Source organism: Lysinibacillus sp. UBA5994, from assembly GCF_002429725.1.
Lineage (GTDB): Bacteria > Bacillota > Bacilli > Bacillales_A > Planococcaceae > Lysinibacillus > Lysinibacillus capsici.
This window is the reverse complement of record NZ_DJAU01000028.1, coordinates 28,519-50,152: the sequence shown is the minus strand read 5'-3', so window position 1 is coordinate 50,152 and position 21,634 is coordinate 28,519. Positions and strand designations below refer to the sequence as shown.

Annotated in this window: 19 protein-coding genes and 1 pseudogene; 6 read left to right on the top strand and 14 right to left on the bottom strand. The window is 38.7% G+C overall.

The genetic code is table 11. The features are described 5' to 3' along the window. Window positions 1–1,050, bottom strand: a complete 1,050-nt coding sequence (locus tag B3D98_RS09605; protein ID WP_288582681.1) for a DUF1835 domain-containing protein — start codon at window positions 1,048–1,050, stop codon at window positions 1–3. 141 nt (window positions 1,051–1,191) lie between these two features. On the opposite strand from B3D98_RS09605, the gene B3D98_RS09600 reads away from it, so the two are divergent. Further along, window positions 1,192–2,361: a pyridoxal-phosphate-dependent aminotransferase family protein gene (locus B3D98_RS09600; protein WP_288582679.1), complete on the top strand. Its 1,170-nt coding sequence runs from the start codon at window positions 1,192–1,194 to the stop codon at window positions 2,359–2,361. A gap of 326 nt (window positions 2,362–2,687) precedes the next feature. Here the strand turns inward: B3D98_RS09600 and B3D98_RS09595 are convergent, their stop codons facing one another. Beyond that, complete coding sequence (locus B3D98_RS09595) at window positions 2,688–4,016, bottom strand: D-serine ammonia-lyase (protein ID WP_288582677.1); 1,329 nt, start codon at window positions 4,014–4,016, stop codon at window positions 2,688–2,690. Next, complete coding sequence (locus B3D98_RS09590; protein WP_004269357.1) at window positions 4,006–4,479, bottom strand: YaiI/YqxD family protein; 474 nt, start codon at window positions 4,477–4,479, stop codon at window positions 4,006–4,008. Before B3D98_RS09590 ends, B3D98_RS09595 begins: the two co-directional genes overlap by 11 nt. 175 nt (window positions 4,480–4,654) lie before the next feature. On the opposite strand from B3D98_RS09590, the gene gdhA reads away from it, so the two are divergent. From gdhA to B3D98_RS09575, 3 genes are all read left to right on the top strand, one after another. Beyond that, on the top strand, window positions 4,655–6,028 hold the full coding sequence (gene gdhA / locus B3D98_RS09585; protein WP_004269356.1) for an NADP-specific glutamate dehydrogenase: 1,374 nt from the start codon (window positions 4,655–4,657) through the stop codon (window positions 6,026–6,028). Between the two features lie 217 nt (window positions 6,029–6,245). Further along, entirely contained in the window at window positions 6,246–6,932 is a 687-nt protein-coding gene (locus B3D98_RS09580) for a phosphoribosylaminoimidazolesuccinocarboxamide synthase (RefSeq protein WP_004269355.1), read from the top strand. A 146-nt stretch (window positions 6,933–7,078) separates the two neighbouring features. Further along, entirely contained in the window at window positions 7,079–7,732 is a 654-nt protein-coding gene (locus B3D98_RS09575) for a Yip1 family protein (RefSeq protein ID WP_288582674.1), read from the top strand. 40 nt (window positions 7,733–7,772) lie between these two features. Here the strand turns inward: B3D98_RS09575 and B3D98_RS09570 are convergent, their stop codons facing one another. The 9 genes and pseudogenes from B3D98_RS09570 to B3D98_RS09535 all read right to left on the bottom strand — a co-directional run bounded on the left by B3D98_RS09570 (window position 7,773) and on the right by B3D98_RS09535 (window position 18,984). After that, a complete protein-coding gene (locus B3D98_RS09570) occupies window positions 7,773–9,521 on the bottom strand; it encodes a methyl-accepting chemotaxis protein (protein ID WP_288582672.1) in 1,749 nt (582 codons plus the stop codon). Between the two features lie 237 nt (window positions 9,522–9,758). Further along, the gene (locus B3D98_RS09565; protein WP_048390037.1) at window positions 9,759–10,961 is read right to left on the bottom strand and encodes an NAD(P)-dependent malic enzyme; all 1,203 of its coding nucleotides are present in this window, start codon (window positions 10,959–10,961) and stop codon (window positions 9,759–9,761) included. Window positions 10,962–11,367: 406 nt separating this feature from the next. Further along, complete coding sequence (locus B3D98_RS09560) at window positions 11,368–12,198, bottom strand: MBL fold metallo-hydrolase (RefSeq protein ID WP_048390035.1); 831 nt, start codon at window positions 12,196–12,198, stop codon at window positions 11,368–11,370. A gap of 54 nt (window positions 12,199–12,252) precedes the next feature. Beyond that, window positions 12,253–12,807, bottom strand: a complete 555-nt coding sequence (locus tag B3D98_RS09555; RefSeq protein ID WP_288582669.1) for a hypothetical protein — start codon at window positions 12,805–12,807, stop codon at window positions 12,253–12,255. Continuing rightward, window positions 12,800–13,906, bottom strand: a complete 1,107-nt coding sequence (locus B3D98_RS09550; protein ID WP_288582668.1) for a hypothetical protein — start codon at window positions 13,904–13,906, stop codon at window positions 12,800–12,802. The genes B3D98_RS09555 and B3D98_RS09550 overlap by 8 nt, the downstream gene beginning before the upstream one ends. Then, window positions 13,903–14,094 carry a sigma factor-like helix-turn-helix DNA-binding protein gene (locus tag B3D98_RS09545; protein ID WP_288582667.1) on the bottom strand — a complete coding sequence of 64 codons (192 nt, stop codon included), beginning with the start codon at window positions 14,092–14,094 and terminating at the stop codon, window positions 13,903–13,905. The genes B3D98_RS09550 and B3D98_RS09545 overlap by 4 nt, the downstream gene beginning before the upstream one ends. An 80-nt stretch (window positions 14,095–14,174) precedes the next feature. Further along, window positions 14,175–14,315 (bottom strand): annotated as a pseudogene (locus B3D98_RS21670) (sigma factor); the annotation flags it as partial. A gap of 237 nt (window positions 14,316–14,552) precedes the next feature. Beyond that, entirely contained in the window at window positions 14,553–15,362 is an 810-nt protein-coding gene (locus B3D98_RS09540; RefSeq protein ID WP_288582666.1) for a sulfurtransferase, read from the bottom strand. A 10-nt stretch (window positions 15,363–15,372) separates the two neighbouring features. Then, window positions 15,373–18,984: a dynamin family protein gene (locus tag B3D98_RS09535; RefSeq protein WP_288582664.1), complete on the bottom strand. Its 3,612-nt coding sequence runs from the start codon at window positions 18,982–18,984 to the stop codon at window positions 15,373–15,375. Between the two features lie 244 nt (window positions 18,985–19,228). Between B3D98_RS09535 and B3D98_RS09530 the strand changes: the two genes are divergently transcribed. Continuing rightward, the gene (locus tag B3D98_RS09530; protein WP_066037690.1) at window positions 19,229–19,651 is read left to right on the top strand and encodes a DUF4183 domain-containing protein; all 423 of its coding nucleotides are present in this window, start codon (window positions 19,229–19,231) and stop codon (window positions 19,649–19,651) included. A 24-nt stretch (window positions 19,652–19,675) separates the two neighbouring features. Continuing rightward, a complete protein-coding gene (locus B3D98_RS09525; protein ID WP_048390025.1) occupies window positions 19,676–19,996 on the top strand; it encodes a DUF4183 domain-containing protein in 321 nt (106 codons plus the stop codon). Between the two features lie 40 nt (window positions 19,997–20,036). Here the strand turns inward: B3D98_RS09525 and B3D98_RS09520 are convergent, their stop codons facing one another. Continuing rightward, a complete protein-coding gene (locus B3D98_RS09520; protein ID WP_288582662.1) occupies window positions 20,037–20,771 on the bottom strand; it encodes a 5-oxoprolinase subunit PxpA in 735 nt (244 codons plus the stop codon). Beyond that, complete coding sequence (locus B3D98_RS09515) at window positions 20,771–21,634, bottom strand: biotin-dependent carboxyltransferase family protein (protein ID WP_288582660.1); 864 nt, start codon at window positions 21,632–21,634, stop codon at window positions 20,771–20,773. The genes B3D98_RS09520 and B3D98_RS09515 overlap by 1 nt, the downstream gene beginning before the upstream one ends.

Below are 21,634 nucleotides of genomic sequence, written 5' to 3'. Positions count from 1 at the left end.
CTAAAGAGGTTTTTTACGTAATTTCACAGAGTAATGGTGCATGGATTTAGGAATTCCCTTTAATTCAAAAACCCCGCTATATACTAAATAGCGAATTCTATATTCTAAAAAGAAGATATTTGGGGGGGCATCCATTCTTGTTAATAGCTCTGAGATGAATTCACCTGTTTGTATAAAATCAGTACCCCCTTGCTCCTTATGAAGTTGTTCAATCGTTGACATAATCAAATTATCATAATAGTTCTCTTGGACTGCTTCAATTTGTCGATGTAGCCATAGACGACAAACATCCTTTGTCTGTGCTAAACTTTCCCACTGTTGCTGAAAAATTAGACGCTCCTTTGCGGACATTCGCTTTATATCATACATTTCCATGTTCCATTGATGGTTGATAGCCCGCTGTTCACCTGTGTTGATAAGAACAACTTCATTGGCTTTATCACGTAATAAATAGAGTAGAAATCTAATACCACACTGTTCTTCTGCATTGTACCCACACCAAATGTAAATCTGCAGGTTGCTTGGAATATCCTGTATCTCTCTGATTGTGTTCATTAATTTATTTCGGTTTACAAAATCATCCATTCCATCATTAATATTTTCTCTTAGCCACTCATCACGGAATGCCTGTCCTCTTTTTTCATCGAGTTTCCACAAAGGTCCAATCGACAAATCCTCTGGAAACCCGATCACATATTTCGGTGGAGCAAGTGTCGCTCGTAAGGAGCCTGCTGCAGATTCCGAGCAAACAATATGTACCATCTGTGCTGAAGCAGTAGTTATGACCTGCTGAATATAATCATTAATAATTTCTACCAACTGATAGAGCTCTTCCTGCCCCATAAAGAAAGACCATCCCTGCTGAGGTGTGCTTTGTTCATGATGAAATGCTGTAAAAGATTCAGATGGCTCAAGCTCATACCCCTGCCATTCCCCCTCCCTCATCACCTCTGCTATTGTGATATACTCTAACGCTTGAATTCTATATACTAGCACCTGGTTTGTGTCGTAGAAGAAATAGATAAATGGATAATGCATGGATGTTTCCATTCGCACTGCCTCCTTTTTAAAAATTGTACCACAATGACAATCTCTTCCATCATTTTTCAAAAAAGTAGTTAGCTAGCACCATAAATATGCTATTATTATAGTTAGAAAATTTTGAATTTCTAGCAAAGGGGATAAATGAATATGTATGAAAATATTTTAAGACATCCGGGGCCAACACCGATTCCAAAAAAGGTACAGCTTGCGATGAATCGGGATATTTTTAGTCATCGTAGTCAGGAATTTGTAGAATTATACCGAGAAACAATTGAATTAGTAAAGCCTGTTTTCGGTACGACACAGGACATCTTACTTTTACCTTCGGGTGGGACAGCCGCGCTTGAGGCTGCAGCTGTTAATACTGTATCTGCTGGTGAAGAGGTTGTCGTCATCACAGTTGGAGCTTTTGGCGACTATTTCGTTTCAATCTGTGAGCAATATGGCTTCCATGTACATAAGCTCGAAAAAGAATGGGGACAGGCTTGTACAGCCGAAGAGCTTCGAGCATTTTTACAGCCATTACAAACTATTAAAGCCGTTTTTGTGACGTACAATGAAACATCCACAGGTATTTTAAACCCTGTTGCTGAACTAGCTCAGGTGATCCGTGAAGAAACAGATGCCCTCGTTATCGTTGATGGTGTAAGCTGTATTGGTGGCGTTCCTGCTGAAATGGATGCTTGGGGCATTGATATTCTGGTGACAGGCTCTCAAAAAGCCATGATGCTCCCACCTGGACTCTCTCTTGTCAGCGTAAGCGAAAGAGCTTGGGAAGTCATTGAAGAAAATCAAACACCTGCTTATTACTTAAATCTTCAAAGCTATCGTAGCTGGGCGGAAAAGGGCATGACTCCTAATACACCTGCTATCACACTGATTTATGGACTGCATGAGGTGTGTAAGTTAATCGAACAGGAAGGTGGCTTTACGCAAACAGTTGCCCGACATGACCTCATGAAAAACATGGTGCGAAATGCAATGAAAGCATTACACATTGAGCTATTAACTGAAGATCAATACGCTTCTCCAACAATTACAGCAATTAAAACACCTCAAGGAATTGATCTTGGTGAATTTTTGACGCATCTTAAGCAACACTATCATTTAGATTTCGCAGGCGGTCTAGGTCAACTACAGGGTAAAATTTTTAGATTCGGCCATATGGGCTATTGTTTCCCAAGTGACATTTTACAAGCCGTTTCCCTACTTGAGGCTGCCCTACAAGATTTCTCCTATGATTTCGAACCAGGAGCAGGCGTCCTTGCCGCACAAGAAGTATACTTAGTCGCACAACGTAAAGCACTACAACGTTAAACAGCAAAAACAGGTGGAGAAAAATGAATCCACCTGTTTTTTAATTTGATTTTGTTTCTACTAAACTTGAAATTGCGTTACGCGTTTGTGGACGCTAATCTAAGCGGGTTGCTTCACTTTTTGAGAGCTTAAGACCCCAGTTTGAGCGGGTCCATACATATTGTGAGCGCTTGAGACTCCTGCTTGAGCAGGTCCACACATTTTGCGAGCGCTTTGGACTCCTATTGGAGCGGGTCATCTCACTATTCGAATGCTTTACTGCATGCTCGAGCGGGATATCACTAATAGAGGTCGAGCTTCCATCCAAACATAGCTTCACATCGTCTTTAATTAAATTCCTTGGCCTTTGCTAAATAAGCAGCTCGCATCGTAGGTGGGACCATACTACCGCCAGTTGCCCATACAAGATGTGTTGCTTGTGGTAGATGGTTTACTAATGCGTTCTTTTCTAGATAGGATTGACCTTGTTGTAATAAACGAATGGCTCCATACATTCCTGCGTGTGCAGATGGCTCTAAAAATAAACCTTCACTTTCCATCGCTAATCCCAGAGATGTAAACAGCTCTTCATCTGATACAGTATAGCAACCACTTATATACGTCTCCATCACTTTTCCTACAAATTTGGAGGCACGACCAACAGCTAACCCATCCGCTTCTGTTCGATTGTCAAGGCCAATATCTTCTACACTAATTGCGTCATGTAAGCCTGTCATCAGCCCGATCGTCATACAAGGAGAAGCGACAGGTTCTGCAAAGAAAATATGCACATGCTCACCATAAATTTCTTTTAATCCATAGGCAACACCACCTGGTCCTCCACCTACGCCACATGGTAAATAGACGAACAATGGATGTGCTTCATCCACTGAAATATTCGTCCTTTCTAGCTGTTCCTTTAAACGCTTGGCAGCTACGGCATAGCCAGCAAATAAATCCTTAGAATTTTCATCATCAATAAAATGACATTTTGGATCTTGCTCAGCTTCCTGTCGCCCCTGCTCAACAGCTACACTGTAATCAGCTTCATATTCAATCACTGTCGCACCCTTTTCACGCAGTAAGGCTTTTTTCCACTCCTTGGCATCACTCGACATATGTACAACGACATTAAAGCCGAGCTTCTTGCCCATAATGCCGATACTTAATCCTAAATTCCCCGTAGAGCCTACTGCAATCGTATATTGTTGGAAGAACGACTGAAATTCTTCTGTTGCTAAAATTGCATAATCATCCACTTCTTTAAGTCTTCCACTTGCCAAAGCTAGCCTTTCTGCATGTTTTAATACCTCATAAATTCCTCCACGTGCTTTGATCGAGCCAGAGATCGGTAATGCATGATCACATTTTAAAAGCAATTGGCCGGGAATCGCCACACCATATGCTTGTTCAATAGCACTTTTCATTGCAGGAATTTCCTTGATCGTTGATTCAATTAAACCATCACTTTCTAGAAGCTCTGGAAATGCTACTTTTAAATAAGAAGAAAAACGTTGTAATGTTGCTTCCGCATCATCCACTTCAGCCATAGTAAAGAGCGTTGTTTCAGGATTTTCCATCCAATTTGTATTTTCCCACAATACAGTAGCCTTTTTTGCTAGTTCGTTCAACTGCGGATATTGTTCGAATAGTTCGTGTTTATGTTCATTTTTCACCTGTAGATTCCTCCAGTTTATGGGCTAAAATTGCTCGTTCACAAATTTGTCGAAATTTCATTTCAAACGAAATATTGTTTTCTTGTGTTCTTTTTTTAGGTCCCTTTGTTCGTCCACCTGCCCTTCTAATTTTTTGACCAACATGCCGCATATCGAGCAAACGTTCGATGTTTTCATTAGACATTTCTCGTCCATTTTGATCAATCGGATACCCTCCTCGTGCTAAAACCATGGCTGCTAATCCGTAATCCTGTGTAATAACAATATCGTGTTTTGAAAGCGCGTTCACTAGCGTAAAATCAACCGAATCTGGACCTTTGGGTACAATAATTGTTATTACATTATCACGTTCAACACGATGTGATGTATCGCAAAACAAGATAGTTTCTATCTCAAACTCAGATGATATAGATAGCGCTAAATCCACTACTGGACAGGCATCAGCGTCTATAAGAACCTTCACAATAAGGCATCATTCCTTTCTCGTAATTAGATGAATCACTTAGAACTAAATTATTTTAATATAATTTTAAAGCAACCTCTCTTGCTCAATTTTTCACAAACTTTAAAAGTATTTTATTGAATAGTTTGAAAAATAGATATACGATACATCTATCAACTAAATGGGGGTTTTATTTATGACAATTACAACTGTTAGCAATGAACAATTAGCAAAAGAATACGTAGATGGCGTATTTGAGCAACTTAAACAACAGAATAGTCATCAAGCGGAATTTTTACAAGCAGCTGAAGAAATTTTCATCTCATTAGTACCTGTATTCGCGCAACATCCCGAATATATTAAGGCCAATATTTTATCTCGTATTGTGGAGCCAGATCGTATTATTTCTTTCCGTGTAGCATGGCAAGATGATAACAATCAAGTGCAAGTGAATCGTGGCTATCGTGTACAATACAGCAATGTCATGGGCCCATATAAAGGCGGTCTTCGCTTCCATCCTTCCGTAAATGAATCCATCATTAAGTTCCTAGGCTTTGAGCAAATCTTTAAAAATGCTTTAACAGGGCAACCTATCGGTGGTGGTAAAGGTGGTTCAAACTTTGACCCGAAAGGTAAATCAGATTCAGAAATTATGCGTTTCTGCCAAGCATTCATGACTGAATTATACCGTCATATTGGTCCAGATGTCGATGTTCCTGCTGGTGATATTGGCGTAGGTGCTCGTGAAGTAGGTTATTTATGGGGTCAATATAAGCGTTTAACAAAAGCAAATGAATCAGGTGTATTAACTGGTAAGACTCCTGGCTACGGTGGCTCTTTAGCACGTAAAGAAGCAACTGGTTACGGTACTGTTTATTTTGTGAACGAAATGCTAAAGGATGCAAATGACTCATTCGAAGGAAAAACAGTAGTTGTTTCTGGATCTGGTAATGTGTCTACGTATGCGATTGAAAAAGCGCAACAGTATGGTGCCAAAGTGGTTGCTTGCTCGGACTCTTCAGGCTATATCTACGATCCAGAGGGCTTAGATTTAGATGCTATCAAAGAAATTAAAGAAGTAAAAGGTGACCGTATCTCAACTTACGTTAATTACCGACCAAATGCTACTTTTACAGAAGGTTGTACAGGAATTTGGACGATTCCTTGTGATATTGCCCTACCATGTGCTACGCAAAATGAAATTAACGGTGAGTCAGCTCGTACATTAATTTCGAATGGTGTGAAAGCAATCGGTGAAGGTGCTAATATGCCATCAGACCTTGAAGCAATCAATGAATTCCTAGAGGCAGGCGTATTATTTGGTCCAGCAAAAGCAGCGAATGCTGGTGGAGTTGCGGTATCTGCTCTTGAAATGGCACAAGATTCTAGTCGCGTATTTTGGTCATTTGAAGAAGTAGATGCGAAACTTCATCAAATTATGAAAAATATTTATACAGACAGCAAAGCGGCAGCAGAAAAATATGGCTTCCCAGGTAACCTAGTAGTTGGTGCAAACATTGCTGGCTTTATCAAAGTAGCAGATGGAATGCTTACTGAAGGCGTCTATTAATAACCTTCTATTTTCAAAGTTTCCTAGGATTTGATTTCGGAATATTCTTAATTTCAACCAAGGTGGTAACGAACATTCGTTATCACCTTATTTTTTATCTGCAATTCCGTTATAAAACATCAAAATAAACGTTTTAAACGAACATTTTTATCATTAAATATTTAGAACATTCGTGTTATAATTTTAGAGTACTATGAAAAATATTGGAGGGTTTTTTGTGGAATTATTGTATACAGGTAAAACAAAAAATGTGTTCAAATTAGAAGATGGTCATTATTTATTAAAATTTAAAGACGATGTTACAGGAGAAAACGGCGTGTTTGATCCAGGTGCAAATACTGTTGGTTTAACAATTGATGGGGCTGGCTTGGCTGGTTTACGTTTAACTTCTTATTTTTATTCAAAATTAAACGAACAAGGGGTTCCTACTCATTTCGTTGATGCTAACTTTGAAGATGCAACAATGACAGTAAAACCGGCAACTGTTTTCGGTAACGGTTTAGAAGTGATTTGCCGCTTTAAGGCAGTTGGTTCATTCCTACGCCGTTATGGTGCCTATGTAAAGGAAGGACAAGATTTAGACTCCTTTGTAGAAGTAACAATCAAAGATGATGATCGTTTAGATCCTCCAATTTCTGAAGATGCTTTAGCGATGTTAAACCTGTTAACTCATGAAGAATACGCCATTTTAAAACAACGTACAATTGAAATTTCCAAATTTGTAGCGGCAGAGCTTGCTAAAAAAGGCTTAACGCTTTATGACATTAAATTAGAATTCGGCCGCGATGCGAAAACGAATGAAATTTTATTAATCGATGAAATTTCAGGCGGTAATATGCGTGCTTACAAAGGTGATCAGTATATTGAGCCGTTAGAACTTGAGAAAATTATGTTAGCTGAATAATAGAAACAACCCTAAAAAGAGTCGACAATTACGACTCTTTTTTTATGTGTGGGCTTATTTTTATTTTCCATGAAACTTTTCTTTACTTCACTCGTATATTAACTATATGTAACAAGCAATTATTCTATTATTTTGGAGGTAGTTTGATGGAAAACTTGAATGAGACATCAAAAGAAGAAAGGTCAAAACTAAATCCATTTTTATCGGTTTGGATGCATCCAAAGCAAACGACTCGTTATATGATTAATGAAAAATCTATCGGCTTTGCAATTTTGGTTTTGTCTATTGGTTATATTGGCTCCCTTATGTCTGGATTAATTGATTCAGAATTTCTTCCTGATTTTTCGCCATGGCTTTTAGTCCTATTATGTGTCATTTTTGCTCCTATCGCAGGTATGATTGGCACAGCTATTTCTGCACTCATCTCTTGGCTATTCGGGAAATTATTTAAAGGTACTGGGACTTACTCGGACTTATTTAAGGGGTTAAGCTTAACAGCAATCCCATATATCGTACTGATTCCACTTTATATTATTTGGTTAGTGACTTCACCCGATTCATTATTAGATCCTAATTTTATGGGTTCATTACCGTGGATTTTTTGGCCAACAATTTTAGTAAGCATCATTGTGACGATTTGGTCATTTGTTATTTCTGTAGGTGTAGTCGCTGAGGCACATCAAATTTCGAACTGGATGGCTTTTTTCACCATCTTTATTCCAGCCATTATTATCTTCATCGTGTTATTTGTTCTTTTCTTTGTCATACTCATCGGAATTATTGGTGTTGGCATGATGTAAAAACATCTCCCCTCTCATTTAAGAGAGTGGGAGATGTTTTTTATAGTTTGAATTGAGCAATGAGAGCTTTCAATTGTAATGCTAATTCCGATAGTTGAGCAGACTTTCCAGCCATATTCTCCATTGAGCTACTTGTCTCTTCTGTCGTAGCTGTTGTTTGCTCGACCCCTGCAGCAGATTCCTCTGCCACCGCAGCAATTTCTTGAATAGAGTTGTTCATTTTATGGCCATCTTCTGTAACTTTCGATAAATTCGTTGAAATTAATTGGACACTCTCCACTACATCATTAATGGAGTGGCTAATCGTGTTAAATGTTTCAGTAGTAGCTTTTATTTGATTCGTTCCTTCTTTTACTTCTTGGTAACCATCCTCTAAAGAGTTCGTGACCACATCAAAATCTTGCTGAATATTCGTGACGATGGATGTAATATCGTTTACTGAAAAGGCTACTTGTTCTGCAAGCTTACGTACTTCATCTGCCACTACAGCAAATCCTTTGCCATGCTCTCCCGCTCTTGCCGCTTCAATCGCAGCATTTAAAGCCAGCAGGTTCGTTTGATCTGCAATATCCTTAATGACCACGACTAATTTAGAAATTTCCTGTGCTTGAGCATCTAATTTTTTCACTTTCTCAACGGCATTTTGCACGATGCTATCAATCTTTTCCATTTGAGAATTAGAGGATGTCATTAGCTGACTTCCTTCATTCGTTAATGTTAAAACTTCTACTGAAGATTGATGAATATGTGCACCATGCTGATTCGTTTCCTGTAAATCTGCTGTAAAGCGCTCCATTAATGAAGTTAATGCACTAGAATGGTGAGCTTGTCCCTCAGCACCCGATGCTAATTCATGCATCGTAATCGCAACTTGCTCCGCTCCCATATTGACTTCATTTGCTGAATGCGTTAGCTCTTTACTAGATGTATTAATTAAGTCTGATGCTTGGGCAATATTATGAATCATATCCTTCAACCTTATTTGCATTTGATTCATGGCGTTTGCCAGTTTTCCAATTTCATCTTTTGAACGTATAGCCATACTTTCTTGAGATAAATCTCCCTCTGCAAAACGCTCCATCGCTTGAGCCGCTTGGTTAATAGGCTTTGTCATACTACTCGCATATTGCCAAATGATCAATATCCCCACCATAATGGCCAAGCCAATTACTAGAAGCGTTAATTTAAGAATACTTTGTGCTGGTTTATTGAAGTCCATTAAATAGGTGCTCGCACCAATGACCCAACCCCAATATGGATCTATTTCTGCATAAACCCCTTTGTCCTCTAATTGACCTGAATTGGGTAACGGCCACGAATATGAAACAAATCCACCACCTTCATTCCCTTTAGCAATGATTTCTTGTATGTACTTAACGCCTTTATCATCCTCTTCATCCCAAACACTCGTACCCTCTATATTTGGATGGGCAACGGACATCCCTTTTTGGTCAACGACAAAAATATAACCATTGTCGCCAAGTTTAATGTCCTTATTAATCGGTCGCTTTCCTTCACTATCCTTTTCTCCTAAAATAGCAATCTTTACTTTTTCCTGAGCTTCCTCTAATGATAAATTGCCTGCTTCTACCTCTTGATTGAATTGCTCAATCATAGCAATCGTCATTTCGACACTATTTTTTAGATTTTCTTTCCCTACTGTTTCTAGGTTTGATTTACTTTGCTGATAGCTTATAAAACCTAAGATAAGTAACGGAATCATTAAAAGCAGCAATGAAAAAGCAATTAGCTTCGTTTTAATAGATCGAAATTGTACGATTGATGTCATTTTTCATCATCACTTCTTTCAATTTTAAATGGACTTAAGACTTATTTTTTAACCTAAATCTGTCATCAATAAGTATTTCTTCTCTTCAATCAACTATGTAAAACATTCCATTTTACTTAATCATTTTATTACATAAAACACCAAAAAACAACAAATTTCGAGCATATTTGATAAAAAACAGATAGAGAAAAAGCAATACACTTTTCCCTATCTGTTCTAATTCCCTATTCAATTTTATTAAACAGATAGTGCTGTACTTTGCTGGAATAGCTCAGATACGCCAGATTCTACAGCTGCCCCACTTACTGCGCGTGAGACGATTGCCACAACGCGTTCGTCCAAAGATTTAGGCACAATATATTCTTCCTTTAGTTCTTTATCACTCACAAGGGAGGCAATGGCTTCTACAGCAGCTAGCTTCATCGACTCATTAATATCCGTAGCACGCACATCTAAAGCTCCCCGGAAAATACCAGGGAATGCAAGAACATTATTAATTTGATTTGGATAATCTGAACGGCCAGTTCCCATAACACGTACCCCCCATGCTTTGGCATTTTCATACGTGATCTCTGGATTTGGATTGGCTAAGGCAAAGACAACTGGATTTTCATTCATGGACGCAATATGTGCCTCTGTTAATAGATTGGCTACAGAAACTCCAATAAAGACATCTGCACCTGTTAGTGCATCCTCTAGTGTACCATGTTGCTTCTCTGGATTCGTCAAATGAGCAACCGCTTCTTTAATCGGATTCATCCCCTCTGTACGACCCTCATAAATAATACCCTTTGTATCGCACATATAAATATTCTTATAGCCCATTTGTACAAGTATACGTAAGATCGCAATGCCTGCAGCACCAGCACCGTTAATCACAACCTTCATCGTTGCAATATCCTTTTTCACAATACGATTGGCATTAATCATCGCTGCTCCTACAACAATTGCTGTTCCATGTTGATCATCATGAAAAACTGGAATATCACATTCTTGACGTAGGCGATCTTCAATTTCAAAGCATCTTGGTGCTGAAATATCCTCTAAGTTTACCGCACCAAATGTCGGGGCAAGCGCCTTCACAATGCTGACGATTTCATCCGTATTTTTTGTATCTAAGCATATTGGAAAAGCATCAACATTGGCAAAACGCTTTAGTAAAATCGCCTTCCCTTCCATTACAGGTAATGCCGCTTTCGGTCCGATATCTCCTAACCCTAAAACCGCTGTCCCATCCGACACAACAGCTACCATATTACCCTTCATTGTATAGTCGTACACAAGCGAAGGATTTTTCTCAATCTCCACACATGGCGCTGCTACCCCCGGTGAATAAGCCAAGCTAAGATCATAGGAATCTTGTACAGGTACCTTTGAGCTCACCTCTAATTTCCCGCTATAGTGTGCATGCATTTCTAAAGCCTTTTTCATTACGTCCATTCCATCCCATCCTTTTCCCTTTGATTTTTTATTATATTTCAGAATCATAATACTTTGTGAAAATATAGTCAACGAATTTTCTGTCAATTTATTTTAAACTTCAAAAATTCAATGTTTAATGACTTTCATTACATTTTTCTGTCAAATTAAACATTTCACAATCAATTATTTTAAGATAATTAATGCGATTGTTAACACATTAAAAAGTGTACACATAGAGCCATTTAGCCTGTTCAACTTTTCACATAGTATTTTTCTTATGTAAATGAGAATTTTTTCACAAACTTTTGTAAGCGCATCCATTGCCCTGATTGACTTCGTCACAATTTATTCACATTTTTTCACAAAGTTTTTTATTATACAGATCAAAGTATTTGTGAAATTCTTAACAAGATAAAAAAGAGCCCTATATAAAGGACTCTTCGGTAAAATGATTAATAAAGGCCGTGATGATATGCTTGGAAGACCATTGCTCTCCCGAAACTTTTGTAATCGGATAATCACGAGGAAAAATTGTTTTGGTGATTTCCTCAACAGAATAACCTTGCATAAATAATTGCTTCACTTTTCCTTGCATGTCTTCCAAATAAGCAATTTTTTCTTGTATTTTCGTTCGACCATCCACTATAAAGCCTGCATGACAGCAATAGACGACATCGAAATCATAGTTTACTATTTTCCTTAAAGACGCCAAAGTATGAACAATGTTTTCTTCATCAAGCACAACCTTTGTCTTTGGCTGGATAAACAAATCACCTGTAAACATAGCGCCTGTTTCCCGATTGTAAAAAGAAAGATGATCTGTAGTATGCCCAGGTGTTTCAATAACATCCCATGTTGCTGCGTTCGTTTGTAAGGTTTGACCAAATGGTTGGGCAACAAACGCGGGTCGTTCCCCCCACAATGCCTGACGATAGAGTGGATAGTCTCCATCTTCAGCACAAAGATTGACTGAATCACGATGAATATAAATAGGTACATTCTTATGATGTTGAATCCACGCTGCATTTCCTGCATGATCCTCATGTGAATGCGTTAATGCCAATTGCTCTATCGGTATACCCTTAAAAAAGGATTGAAATTCCTGCGATAGTGAGTAGGAACCTGTATCAATCAGTAACCCATCCACAAAAAAGCTGTACACACTCATACCAACCCCCTGCACCGCAACTTTCCCATGCGCACATTGTACACCGCGATGATGCTGAATCTCGATACTTTTCTCCCGTTTAAACATCCTGCTCCCCCTTTGCCCCTTGTACAAAAAGTGTAGCATAAAATGAATGGTGAGTCATTTTTGTAAGTAGGTAACAACAAAGGATTTGTTTTTTACATGTTTACGAAGTGCTAACACATGAAGAAATAATCGGATATTTACAGCCAATAAAAGCAATGCGCCTAGGAACAATAATCCCATCTGCCAATCATTTGTAACATTCATTAACAGCGTCCAACTTATAATGACAGCAAAGGCAATCGCTATATATTTTTTCATCACTCTTGTAGTGGAACCCTGTATATCGTGTTTTTGTTCAATGCTTAATAAAATTTTTCCAAATTCCATTATGATCAGCAATTTAATTCCTTGAATTAAAACCGTACTCCAATAGAAGAGAGGATATGAAGAAAAGAAAGTACTCATCAAGGCAAGAATCATAGCGCAAGCCATATATTTGCTGATAGGTGTTTTTTCTTTATAGAATGAAAGACTTTTTAAATAGGCCCCATAAACAAGGATATCTTGTAGAAGATTAGCGTATTTAAAAACATTTAAATAGATAAATTGAAAAAAGAGCGCCACTGCAAACCATTGTAAAAGTTTTACCTGTTGTTTAGATTCACTCATTGTTTTCACGCACCTTTTTCACCAAATTCGACGTAAAATACGCTTGCGAATATACTCTTTTAGTTAAATAACCATCGGGGCCACTAAAACCTATGGACGTATTGATATCTAAAGGGGCTTCCTTCAATTGAATAGTCAGCTCCAAGCGTTGACCTTTCGTCACTGAAAAAGGAAAATCACTTGCTGTATAGCGCTGATCGTTTAATCGCCATTCTTTCAACAGTATTTTATCCTCTAATGTAGCTGGAACATAAAATGCATCAAAAACTGCATCCTGCTGAAGGGTAAATGATATGATTTGTTCCGAATCATTTTGTGACTGACTATAGCTATTATTCATGATCTGATTTTCATCAATGAAGGTTTCCCTCGTAAAATGAATTGGGGCAGGTAATTTCACCCCGTCATTTAATACAAGATAAATAGTTTTACTTGCCATCACTTTTTTCATCGTGTTTAAATCAAACTGAAAAAAAGCTAATCGAATATTTTGATAGCGTAAATCTTGAGAAGTATCCAATGGATAATAAAAGCCATTGACTAGATTTGCTTGCTCTGTTTGATCATATACTATTAGTAATTGCACGTCTTCTGCCTGTAAATATTTCACATATCGATGGTCATCTTTGTTTGTAATATAGCGTAGCTCTAAAGCATTCTGTAAGCTATCTGTAACTTCAATTGCAGCAGGAACCACTATCGGTTTTATGAATTGATGTTGTAAAAAAATCGTACTGTTACCGATCAGTAAAATCAAAACTATGGCAACACCAATCGTCTTTTTCTGATCAGCGCCAACTTTAAGCTTTTTCCTAGAGATGTACAGTATGATGCATACGCACAAAATAGCCAAAATCCAGTACATTGGCGAAGATTGTGACATTAACGCACTAGCCCGATCATTATCTACGTGTTGTTCCCCCACCATGAATGCCACAAATCCACCCGTTGCAAGTGCTACAGCAACAGTCAAGCCTTTAGGTACCCAGTTCAAAGGCTTATGCTGCTCTTTTGTTGCTTGTTCAATACCTTGTAGACTACGCTGATGTAACGATTCTGGAATGTCTATTTGATCCATCTGCTTTTTTAGATCGTTCACCCTTGCCCCTCCTGTTCCAGTGCCTGCTTTAATTTTTTTAATGCACGATACAAAATGGTTTTCGTCGTCCCTAATTTAAGCTGCAATACCTGAGCCACCTGAGACAATGTATAATCATGATAGAATCTAACAAAATAATATCCTTTTCCTCCTTTGTGAGCTTTGTCATCACATCTTCCAACGCCCACCTCTCAGGAAGTTCTTCATGCGGTTCTTCACCTAGTTCTGACTCCAGCTCAAACTCGACGATCGGTTCACGCTTATTTAGTAAATTTATTGCACAGTTTATGACCATCCTTATTAACCATGTTTTTAAATAGGATGAATTTTGAAGAGAATGTATGTATTTAAAGCTACGGTAAGCGACTTCCTGTACGACATCGAGTGCATCTACCTTTTGATCAAGTATAAAATTCTATCCCCTACTTTAAAAGGGGTATCCTTCACTTTTTCATTTTTATCCGTCACTTTGAACAGGTTATCCGCTACATTAGATTTTATCCGTCACTTTGAACGTTCTATCCTCCACTTTTTCTTTCTTATCCGCAACTTTGAACAGGTTATCCGCTACATCAAATTCTAACCTCTACTTTACGCTCTATCCACCGCACTATAAAAAAACGCCCACCGAAGTGAGCGTTTCTTTTTATTCGTTTGTGCCTTTTTCCACGTCATATTCTGTAATCCAATCACTGAAGCTACCTACATATAATTGGATGTTTTCATAGCCTTCATCTGCTAATACGGCATAAAGTGGAGAGGCAGTTACGCCGCTGCCACAGTAAACCACAACCGGTTCATCAGCTGTAACTTTTTGACGTAATGCATCGTTTGCCTTTAGTTGACCATTTGACTTCAATTGCTCCCAGTCAAAGTTTTTCGCAGTTGGGATATGACCTGCTACTTTATCCAAAGGCTCTACTTCTCCTCGATACCTTTCAGCAGCGCGCGCATCGAGTAAAGTAGCTTTTACCTCTCCATCTACAATGGCTTTTACGGCTTGGCGTGGTGCATAAAGCTCATCTTTCCAATCAAACTCAATGATAGTTGGAGGATATTTAATAATATCCTTGGTAAATGGAATTTTTGCCTCTAGCTCAGGGGCACCTCCGTTGACAATCACTACATTTGGGAAACCAGCATATGTTAGCATCCACCAGGCGCGTGGGGCAAATGGAGCTGCTCCTTGGTCATAAACTACAATCTGATCTTCATACCGTAATCCTAGTTCTTGAAAAACGGATGCCAATTTTTCTTTGCTTGGCATTGGATGACGACCTTCTTTGCTGTCCATATCCGATAACTGCTGTTCTAAATCAATATAGATAGCACCAGTAGCATGACCTTCCTCAAATGCTTTTTTGCCAGCCTCTTTGTCCTGAAGATCGAAACGAGCATCGATAAAACGGACGCCATCAAACTGAATTTCATCCACTGATTTGAATACTTTTCCCATTAGAATCACCTCATGCGTATTGTAATTGTGCGTAAATCGCTTTCCAAGAAGCTAAACGACTCTCTTCTTGTAAGGCTAATCTTTCTGTGTCAATTTGTTCAAGCGCTTGATGATAAATATAGTAACGTAATTTTTCGGCTTCCTCTGCTATAAACGTAATCGCCCATGTCATGAGAGAAACTTTCTGTGCATCTAAATAGTCTTGTGCATCTGGCTTTGTTACAGCTTCTAGTGCCTCACTTAGCTTCACTTTTTCATTCTTTTCAAAGAAAGCTTTTTGATTGCGGAAATGAGATTTTACGCTAGCATATTTGGAAATATCCGCAAACGGTCCTTCAAAATCCAATAAATTTGGCTCAGAGGATTCAAAGGCTAGGAATGAGAAGCTTCGATTTAACTCTTTCAATTCGCGCACTTCATCTTTAAAACGTTGTTGCATCTTTTTGCTAATGAATTGCGATAAACGGAAGTTTGTTACACGCATTTCTTGAGTAAAATCAAAACGCAAGCTTTGCATCACTTCTTTTAATGCATGCTCCAATGCTTGTTGTGCGGGCATTGCAGCAAAGGTAGAAGGATTGTAGCCTTCCTTAAAGAACTCAGGGTAACGATAATAAACACGCTGAAGAACATAATAGAGTAGCTCATCAAGCTCCTGCTTTGTTTCACTCTCTAACATGCTCGTATTCAGTACACTGAACTTCGATTGAATATGTTGTTCAAGTGTTGTTAATTCCTCTAGTCGCTCATCTTTACGTTTTAAGTTTTCCTCTGTTTGGGCAATTAAATCCGCCAAACGTTGCTCTGTTTTATCAACTTCCTCTGCAAGAGCTTGAACGGCTAATGCACTCAATTCATCATTTAAGAATGTATGGAAGTCGCTTTCAAACGGTGGCATACCTGATGTTAAATCGGCACCTTCTACCTTTTCCTTCAACGCTAAAAGACTAGATACCCCATATAGTCTTGGGAAGCGAATGCCAAAGCGTTGTAACTCTGAGCGTACATAGCCTTTTACATCTTCCTGTTCTTCATCCGTTGTTGCCAAATCAATTGCATTGACAATAAAGAACATTTTATCTAGCTCAAATGCATCCTTCACACGACCAAGTTGAATTAAAAACTCTCGGTCAGCTTTGGCAAAGGCATGGTTATAGTACGTAATAAATAGGATGGCATCAGCATTACGAATATATTCAAATGCTACGCCTGTATGGCGAGCATTAATAGAGTCCGCTCCTGGCGTGTCAACAAGTGTCACGCCCATACGTGTTAATGGACTATCATAATAGAAGTCGATATTGTCAACAAAGCAAGATTTATTTTCTTGTGCTACAAATTTTTCAAACTCTTCACGGTCTACGCGGAGGATAGAACCAAACTCAGACTTAAAGGTTGGATAGCCTTCTTTATAGGCACGAATAAATGATTTATGAACATTTAAGCGTTCGTCCGTTAACTGCACTGCAAGCCCTTCATCAGCACGATTATAGGCTTCCTCCAATGTCGATACAGACAAACCAATCGCCGCATAGGAGCCTTGAATATCCTCTAGCATTTGTTCCGCAGTTTTAAGCTGTACATCCGCTGTTTCATGTGGGTGTTCAGGTGTAACTGGACGAATTTTATTGATGGCCGCAGTTGTTGGGTTTGGTGATACAGGTAACACCTTGGCTCCCATTAAAGCGTTTGAGAAGGAAGATTTCCCAGCACTAAATGCGCCAAACAATGCAATGGTAAAATCCTTTTTCTGTAGTCGTTCTACTTTATTTTCAAGGTATTGGGCTACTTCGGCAAAGCCTTGCACCTCTTTGACTGCATTGGCAGTATGGAGTGCACGGTTAATCACACCATCGATTGGTAGAGTCGTTGCACTAGTAGCTTGCTGAGCTTCCTCTTGTTGGATGATTTGCTCTTTTGGCTGCAACATGGACTCGTCAAATAGACGAATTTCTGCTAAATCTTGCTTAAATGATTGTTCCCAATTTGTAAGCTGTTGATTGGCAACTTTACGAATTTCATTGCTCGCTTGATGCATAGTGCTTGCACTATATTGCTGATAGCCTTCAATTTCAAGGACCGCATTAATGGCATCTACTTTGTCCTGCATACCCGCCATTTTTAATTTTGATGGTGCGGCAGTTTCTGTTGCTACAGCTTCAAGAGTTGTCGCTTGCGCATTTTTCCAGCTATCTGTCTCCTGAATGAAGTAGCGCTTTGTTGCTTCTGCGATACGGTTAGCGAAGTTTAACACAGCATCACCTGTTAAAATAGCGCCTGTTTGAACTTGCTGCTCAATCAATGAAAAAGGTAAGTCAAATACATAGGCATCAATAGCAGAGGCACGTTCCTCATTTAATGCACCAACGTCCTTCAATGCCTTTTTCATAAGACCTTTTAAATGCCCCGTGATTTGTGCATGGACCACATTTTGATAGGCACTATACGCATTTTCTTTACGTCTGTTTCGCTCTTCCTCTGTTTTTTTCTTTGCAGTAAAGAGCCCTCCAACTTTAAAGCCTTCCTGCATGCTTTCTAAATAAAGGCGTAAGTGATCGCGTAAATCAGCTGGCATAATTGCAGCATTCGCGAGCAAATCCTTACGTTGCTCCTCAAACGTTTCGTTCCAAGCTTCTACTGAAAATAATTCAACCTGACGATTTAATTTATTGTATTGCTCTAATATATCTTGATGGTGTGCCCAGTCATCCGCACTTAAAATTTCTTCATCAATTGCTAAACGATCCTGTCTTTCTTCCATTAAATAATTGTCATGCTCGCTTTGCAATAAACGCAATGTATTCGTAGCTGTTTGTACAAGCTGCTCCTGCGAGTCATTCATACTGTCCATCACGATTTTCTTTACTGCCTCAAAATCATTATGTGGATGCTCTGGCTCTCTTAATGATGTAAAGAAAACACCCTTCGGTACAACACCCCATGCTGCAAAGGACTGATGAACAGTTGCTTTAAATTCTTCGAAGCTCAATTCATTATCCTTATGCTTATCAATCATATTGACAATTAAATAAACATTTGGATTATATTTCATTAATTGCTTTGTGAATTGGAAATTTAATTCCGACTGCACATGGTTGTAGTCCATTGTATAAAATACGATATCGGCAATATGTAATGCTGATTCCGTTGACATGCGGTGTGCATCATCTGTGGAGTCTACCCCTGGCGTATCCATTACAGTGACACCTAGTGGTAGTGTAGAGGCACTGTGTCCAATCTCAATTTGTGACACTAAATCCCCATTTTTACTTAGCTCTTTTACTGTTTTAAAATCATAGCCAGCCTCAAATTTTACAGGCTTTTCATTGTGCATATAAACAATCGCATAGTCTTCCTCTGATTTATGAACTTTTACGATGTTTGCACTTGTTGGAATAGGACTAGATGCCAGCAGATTTTCACCAGACAGCGCATTAATCATACTGGACTTTCCTGCAGAGAAATGGCCTGCAAAGCCAATCACATACTCTTTTTGCTGAATTTTTCGAGCAAAAAGTGATGTTTTATCCATGCGCTCTGTATCACCATTATGCTGATAAATTATGTATTGCAAAGAGGCTTGCTTTAATAGCCCCTCCAATTGTTGTTCAAAATCTTTCATGAAACCAGTAACCCCTTTTTCATTAATTATTCATAATTAGTATTCTACCTTATTCAACTAGCAAAGTATAACACTAATTTAAAGCATATATGCCAACGTTTCCATCCTTACAAAAACATGTTTATACAAAAAATCTATGCCAAATGATAGATGGTCAACTAGTTCTTTTTATATTTACTTCATATTTTATAGTAAGCATATTCGGGGCAAAGTTATATTTTTTATGAAGGGAGTGTGATGCCATATGATAAATCCTAAGTCTCATCAAATCATTGAAAAATATTGTTCATGTAACTGTGAGGATCGATTTATCTGGCCCCGTATAAAAGCAACAAACGGAATACCCATGGTTCCTCCTGAAGTAGTCCCTGAAGGTATGATTATACCAACGATCCAGCGATATTTTTATATCGTTACAGCTGATCTTGATCTATCGAATGGGGCAACTCTTCCAGCCAATCTCTTTTGGAATGATGAAGCAAATTCTGTTACTGAGTTTACAATTTTTTCACCTAATGGTTACGTTAACCTTTATATTAATGCAGTAATGCAGGAAGGCGGTATTTATTCGGTAACGCCAGCCTCCCTGACAATCGTACCTTATAATGCGACATTGTATAGAGGAACACCCATTATTATTGAATCGCTAGGCTTTACAACGAAATAAAGGAAATGAAAGGAGGTGAATTGGGTGGCACTTTCCATTATTAATATTCACGTCAATGTTACAGGTAGTTCTACAAGGTTTTTTAACGTCTTAGCTGCACCCCTTGTCATTGCAGATGGCACGACAGTCGCTGCAACAACGTTTTTAAATGATAGCGGTACAGCCGCAACAGCATTCCCAGAAGTCGCAAATGGTTACTATAACTTATATATCAATGGTGTTCTTCAGGAGGGTGGTGCCTATACAGTTTCTACAACTGAAATAACGTTCAATACTGTCACAGGTACACTTTCTGCTGGTACGCCAATTGTGCTAGAAGCTGTGGAGCTAGTGACAACAATCTAAATAAAATGGATGCCTTATTTAGGGCATCCATTCTTACATTTTATTGTAATTGCTTTCTAAGACCTGCAATTTTTTTCGCATAGTCTAGCGCATGTGGGCCATCTCCATGTATACATAAGGTTTGGACTGCCACTTTAATTTTTTTGGACTGGACCGACATCACTTCATTCGCAGTCAAAATTCCTTTTACATGCACTAGCATTTCCTCTTCCGATTGTATGAAGGCATTTGGCACCTGTCTGTTCACTAATGTGCCATCTTCGTTATAGCGTCGATCCGAAAAAACCTCCTCATATACTTGAAGCCCCTGGTCTCTAGCAATCTCTACGATGAGGCTACCAGATAAGCCATATAAAATAAGCTGCGGATTAAGATCATACACTGCATTGACTACAGCTAACGCTTTTTCACGGTCATTCGCACATTGATTATAGAGTGCGCCATGTGGTTTAACATGATGAAGCATACCATTTTCAATCTGTACAAATGCCTGTAAAGCACCAATTTGATAAACCATCATATCGTAAATTTCAGCTGGGCTACATTCCATGTTACGGCGACCAAATCCCTCTCGATCGGGATAGCTTGGATGTGCACCAATGTGAACATTTTTACGAATGGCGCTGCGTACAATTTGATGCATGATTGAATGATGACCCGCATGATAGCCACAGGCAATGTTGATGGAAGTTACATAGTCTAATAGTTCTTCGTCCTTACCCGCGATAAAAGCATCATAGCTTTCACCCAGATCACAATTGATATCAATTGACATCATGGTTCCTCCAGTACAAAGTGAATTGTGTTAAACATACGCATTTGCGCTACTTTATGTAAATCTTCTTCATGAACTGTTGCAATAATAGGATAGCCTCCTACTGTTTGAGCATCAGCCATTAGGATAATGGGATTACCACTTTGAGGCACTTGGATTGTTCCGAACTGTGTAGCTTCTGATAGAATATCCTTCATCTCCTGAAGTTGTAAGGTAGGTCCTTTGATGTAGTAGCCCATACGATTGCCGCCGATAAATTGAAAAGGATCTTGTAAAAATTGTCGCTGACTCTCCTCAGCAAATAAATAGAAATGCGGCCCTTTAAACAGTCGAACCGTAATCGAACTGTCAAAACGCGGACGATAGGGTACATATAGCCCTCTATTATATTTTAAAGATGATGATACCTGCCCATATAAAATACTTCCTTTTGTAATGCATGTTCCCAAATTCCCAAGTGGAAGATAGGATTGGCTACCAAGCTCATCATTTGTACGAAAACCTCCTAATGGAGTTAAGTAAACAATAGAGCCCTGATGAACACTCTTGATAGATAATCTATCTCCCTTTGTTAAATAGAATGTTTTCCACATTTCGATTGGTACATGATTAACCAAGCATGTACTATGCCCCCCTGTTAATACATAAACACCATCAGCAAGCGCCTCAAATTCAAAACCACCCACAAACATTTCAAAAGACGTTTGATCATGGTGATGCTGTAAGATTCTTTGAGCTGCTTGATACGAACGGTAATCCATTGGTCCAGATAGCGGAATACCAAATGCCCGATAGCCGAACCTTCCTTTGTCTTGTAAGCTACCATACACCCCTAGTTTTGTTACGAGCAGAAGTGGCTCCAA

Coding starts and splice junctions, on each gene's coding strand:
- B3D98_RS09540 (WP_288582666.1), bottom strand. CDS start 15,362: ATGGGAAAAGTATTCAAATCAGTGGATGAAATTCAGTTTGATGGCGTC.
- B3D98_RS09575 (WP_288582674.1), top strand. CDS start 7,079: ATGGAAAACTTGAATGAGACATCAAAAGAAGAAAGGTCAAAACTAAAT.
- B3D98_RS09600 (WP_288582679.1), top strand. CDS start 1,192: ATGTATGAAAATATTTTAAGACATCCGGGGCCAACACCGATTCCAAAA.
- B3D98_RS09535 (WP_288582664.1), bottom strand. CDS start 18,984: ATGAAAGATTTTGAACAACAATTGGAGGGGCTATTAAAGCAAGCCTCT.
- B3D98_RS09520 (WP_288582662.1), bottom strand. CDS start 20,771: ATGTCAATTGATATCAATTGTGATCTGGGTGAAAGCTATGATGCTTTT.
- B3D98_RS09605 (WP_288582681.1), bottom strand. CDS start 1,050: ATGGAAACATCCATGCATTATCCATTTATCTATTTCTTCTACGACACA.
- B3D98_RS09570 (WP_288582672.1), bottom strand. CDS start 9,521: ATGACATCAATCGTACAATTTCGATCTATTAAAACGAAGCTAATTGCT.
- gdhA (WP_004269356.1), top strand. CDS start 4,655: ATGACAATTACAACTGTTAGCAATGAACAATTAGCAAAAGAATACGTA.
- B3D98_RS09565 (WP_048390037.1), bottom strand. CDS start 10,961: ATGGACGTAATGAAAAAGGCTTTAGAAATGCATGCACACTATAGCGGG.
- B3D98_RS09530 (WP_066037690.1), top strand. CDS start 19,229: ATGATAAATCCTAAGTCTCATCAAATCATTGAAAAATATTGTTCATGT.
- B3D98_RS09560 (WP_048390035.1), bottom strand. CDS start 12,198: ATGTTTAAACGGGAGAAAAGTATCGAGATTCAGCATCATCGCGGTGTA.
- B3D98_RS09555 (WP_288582669.1), bottom strand. CDS start 12,807: ATGAGTGAATCTAAACAACAGGTAAAACTTTTACAATGGTTTGCAGTG.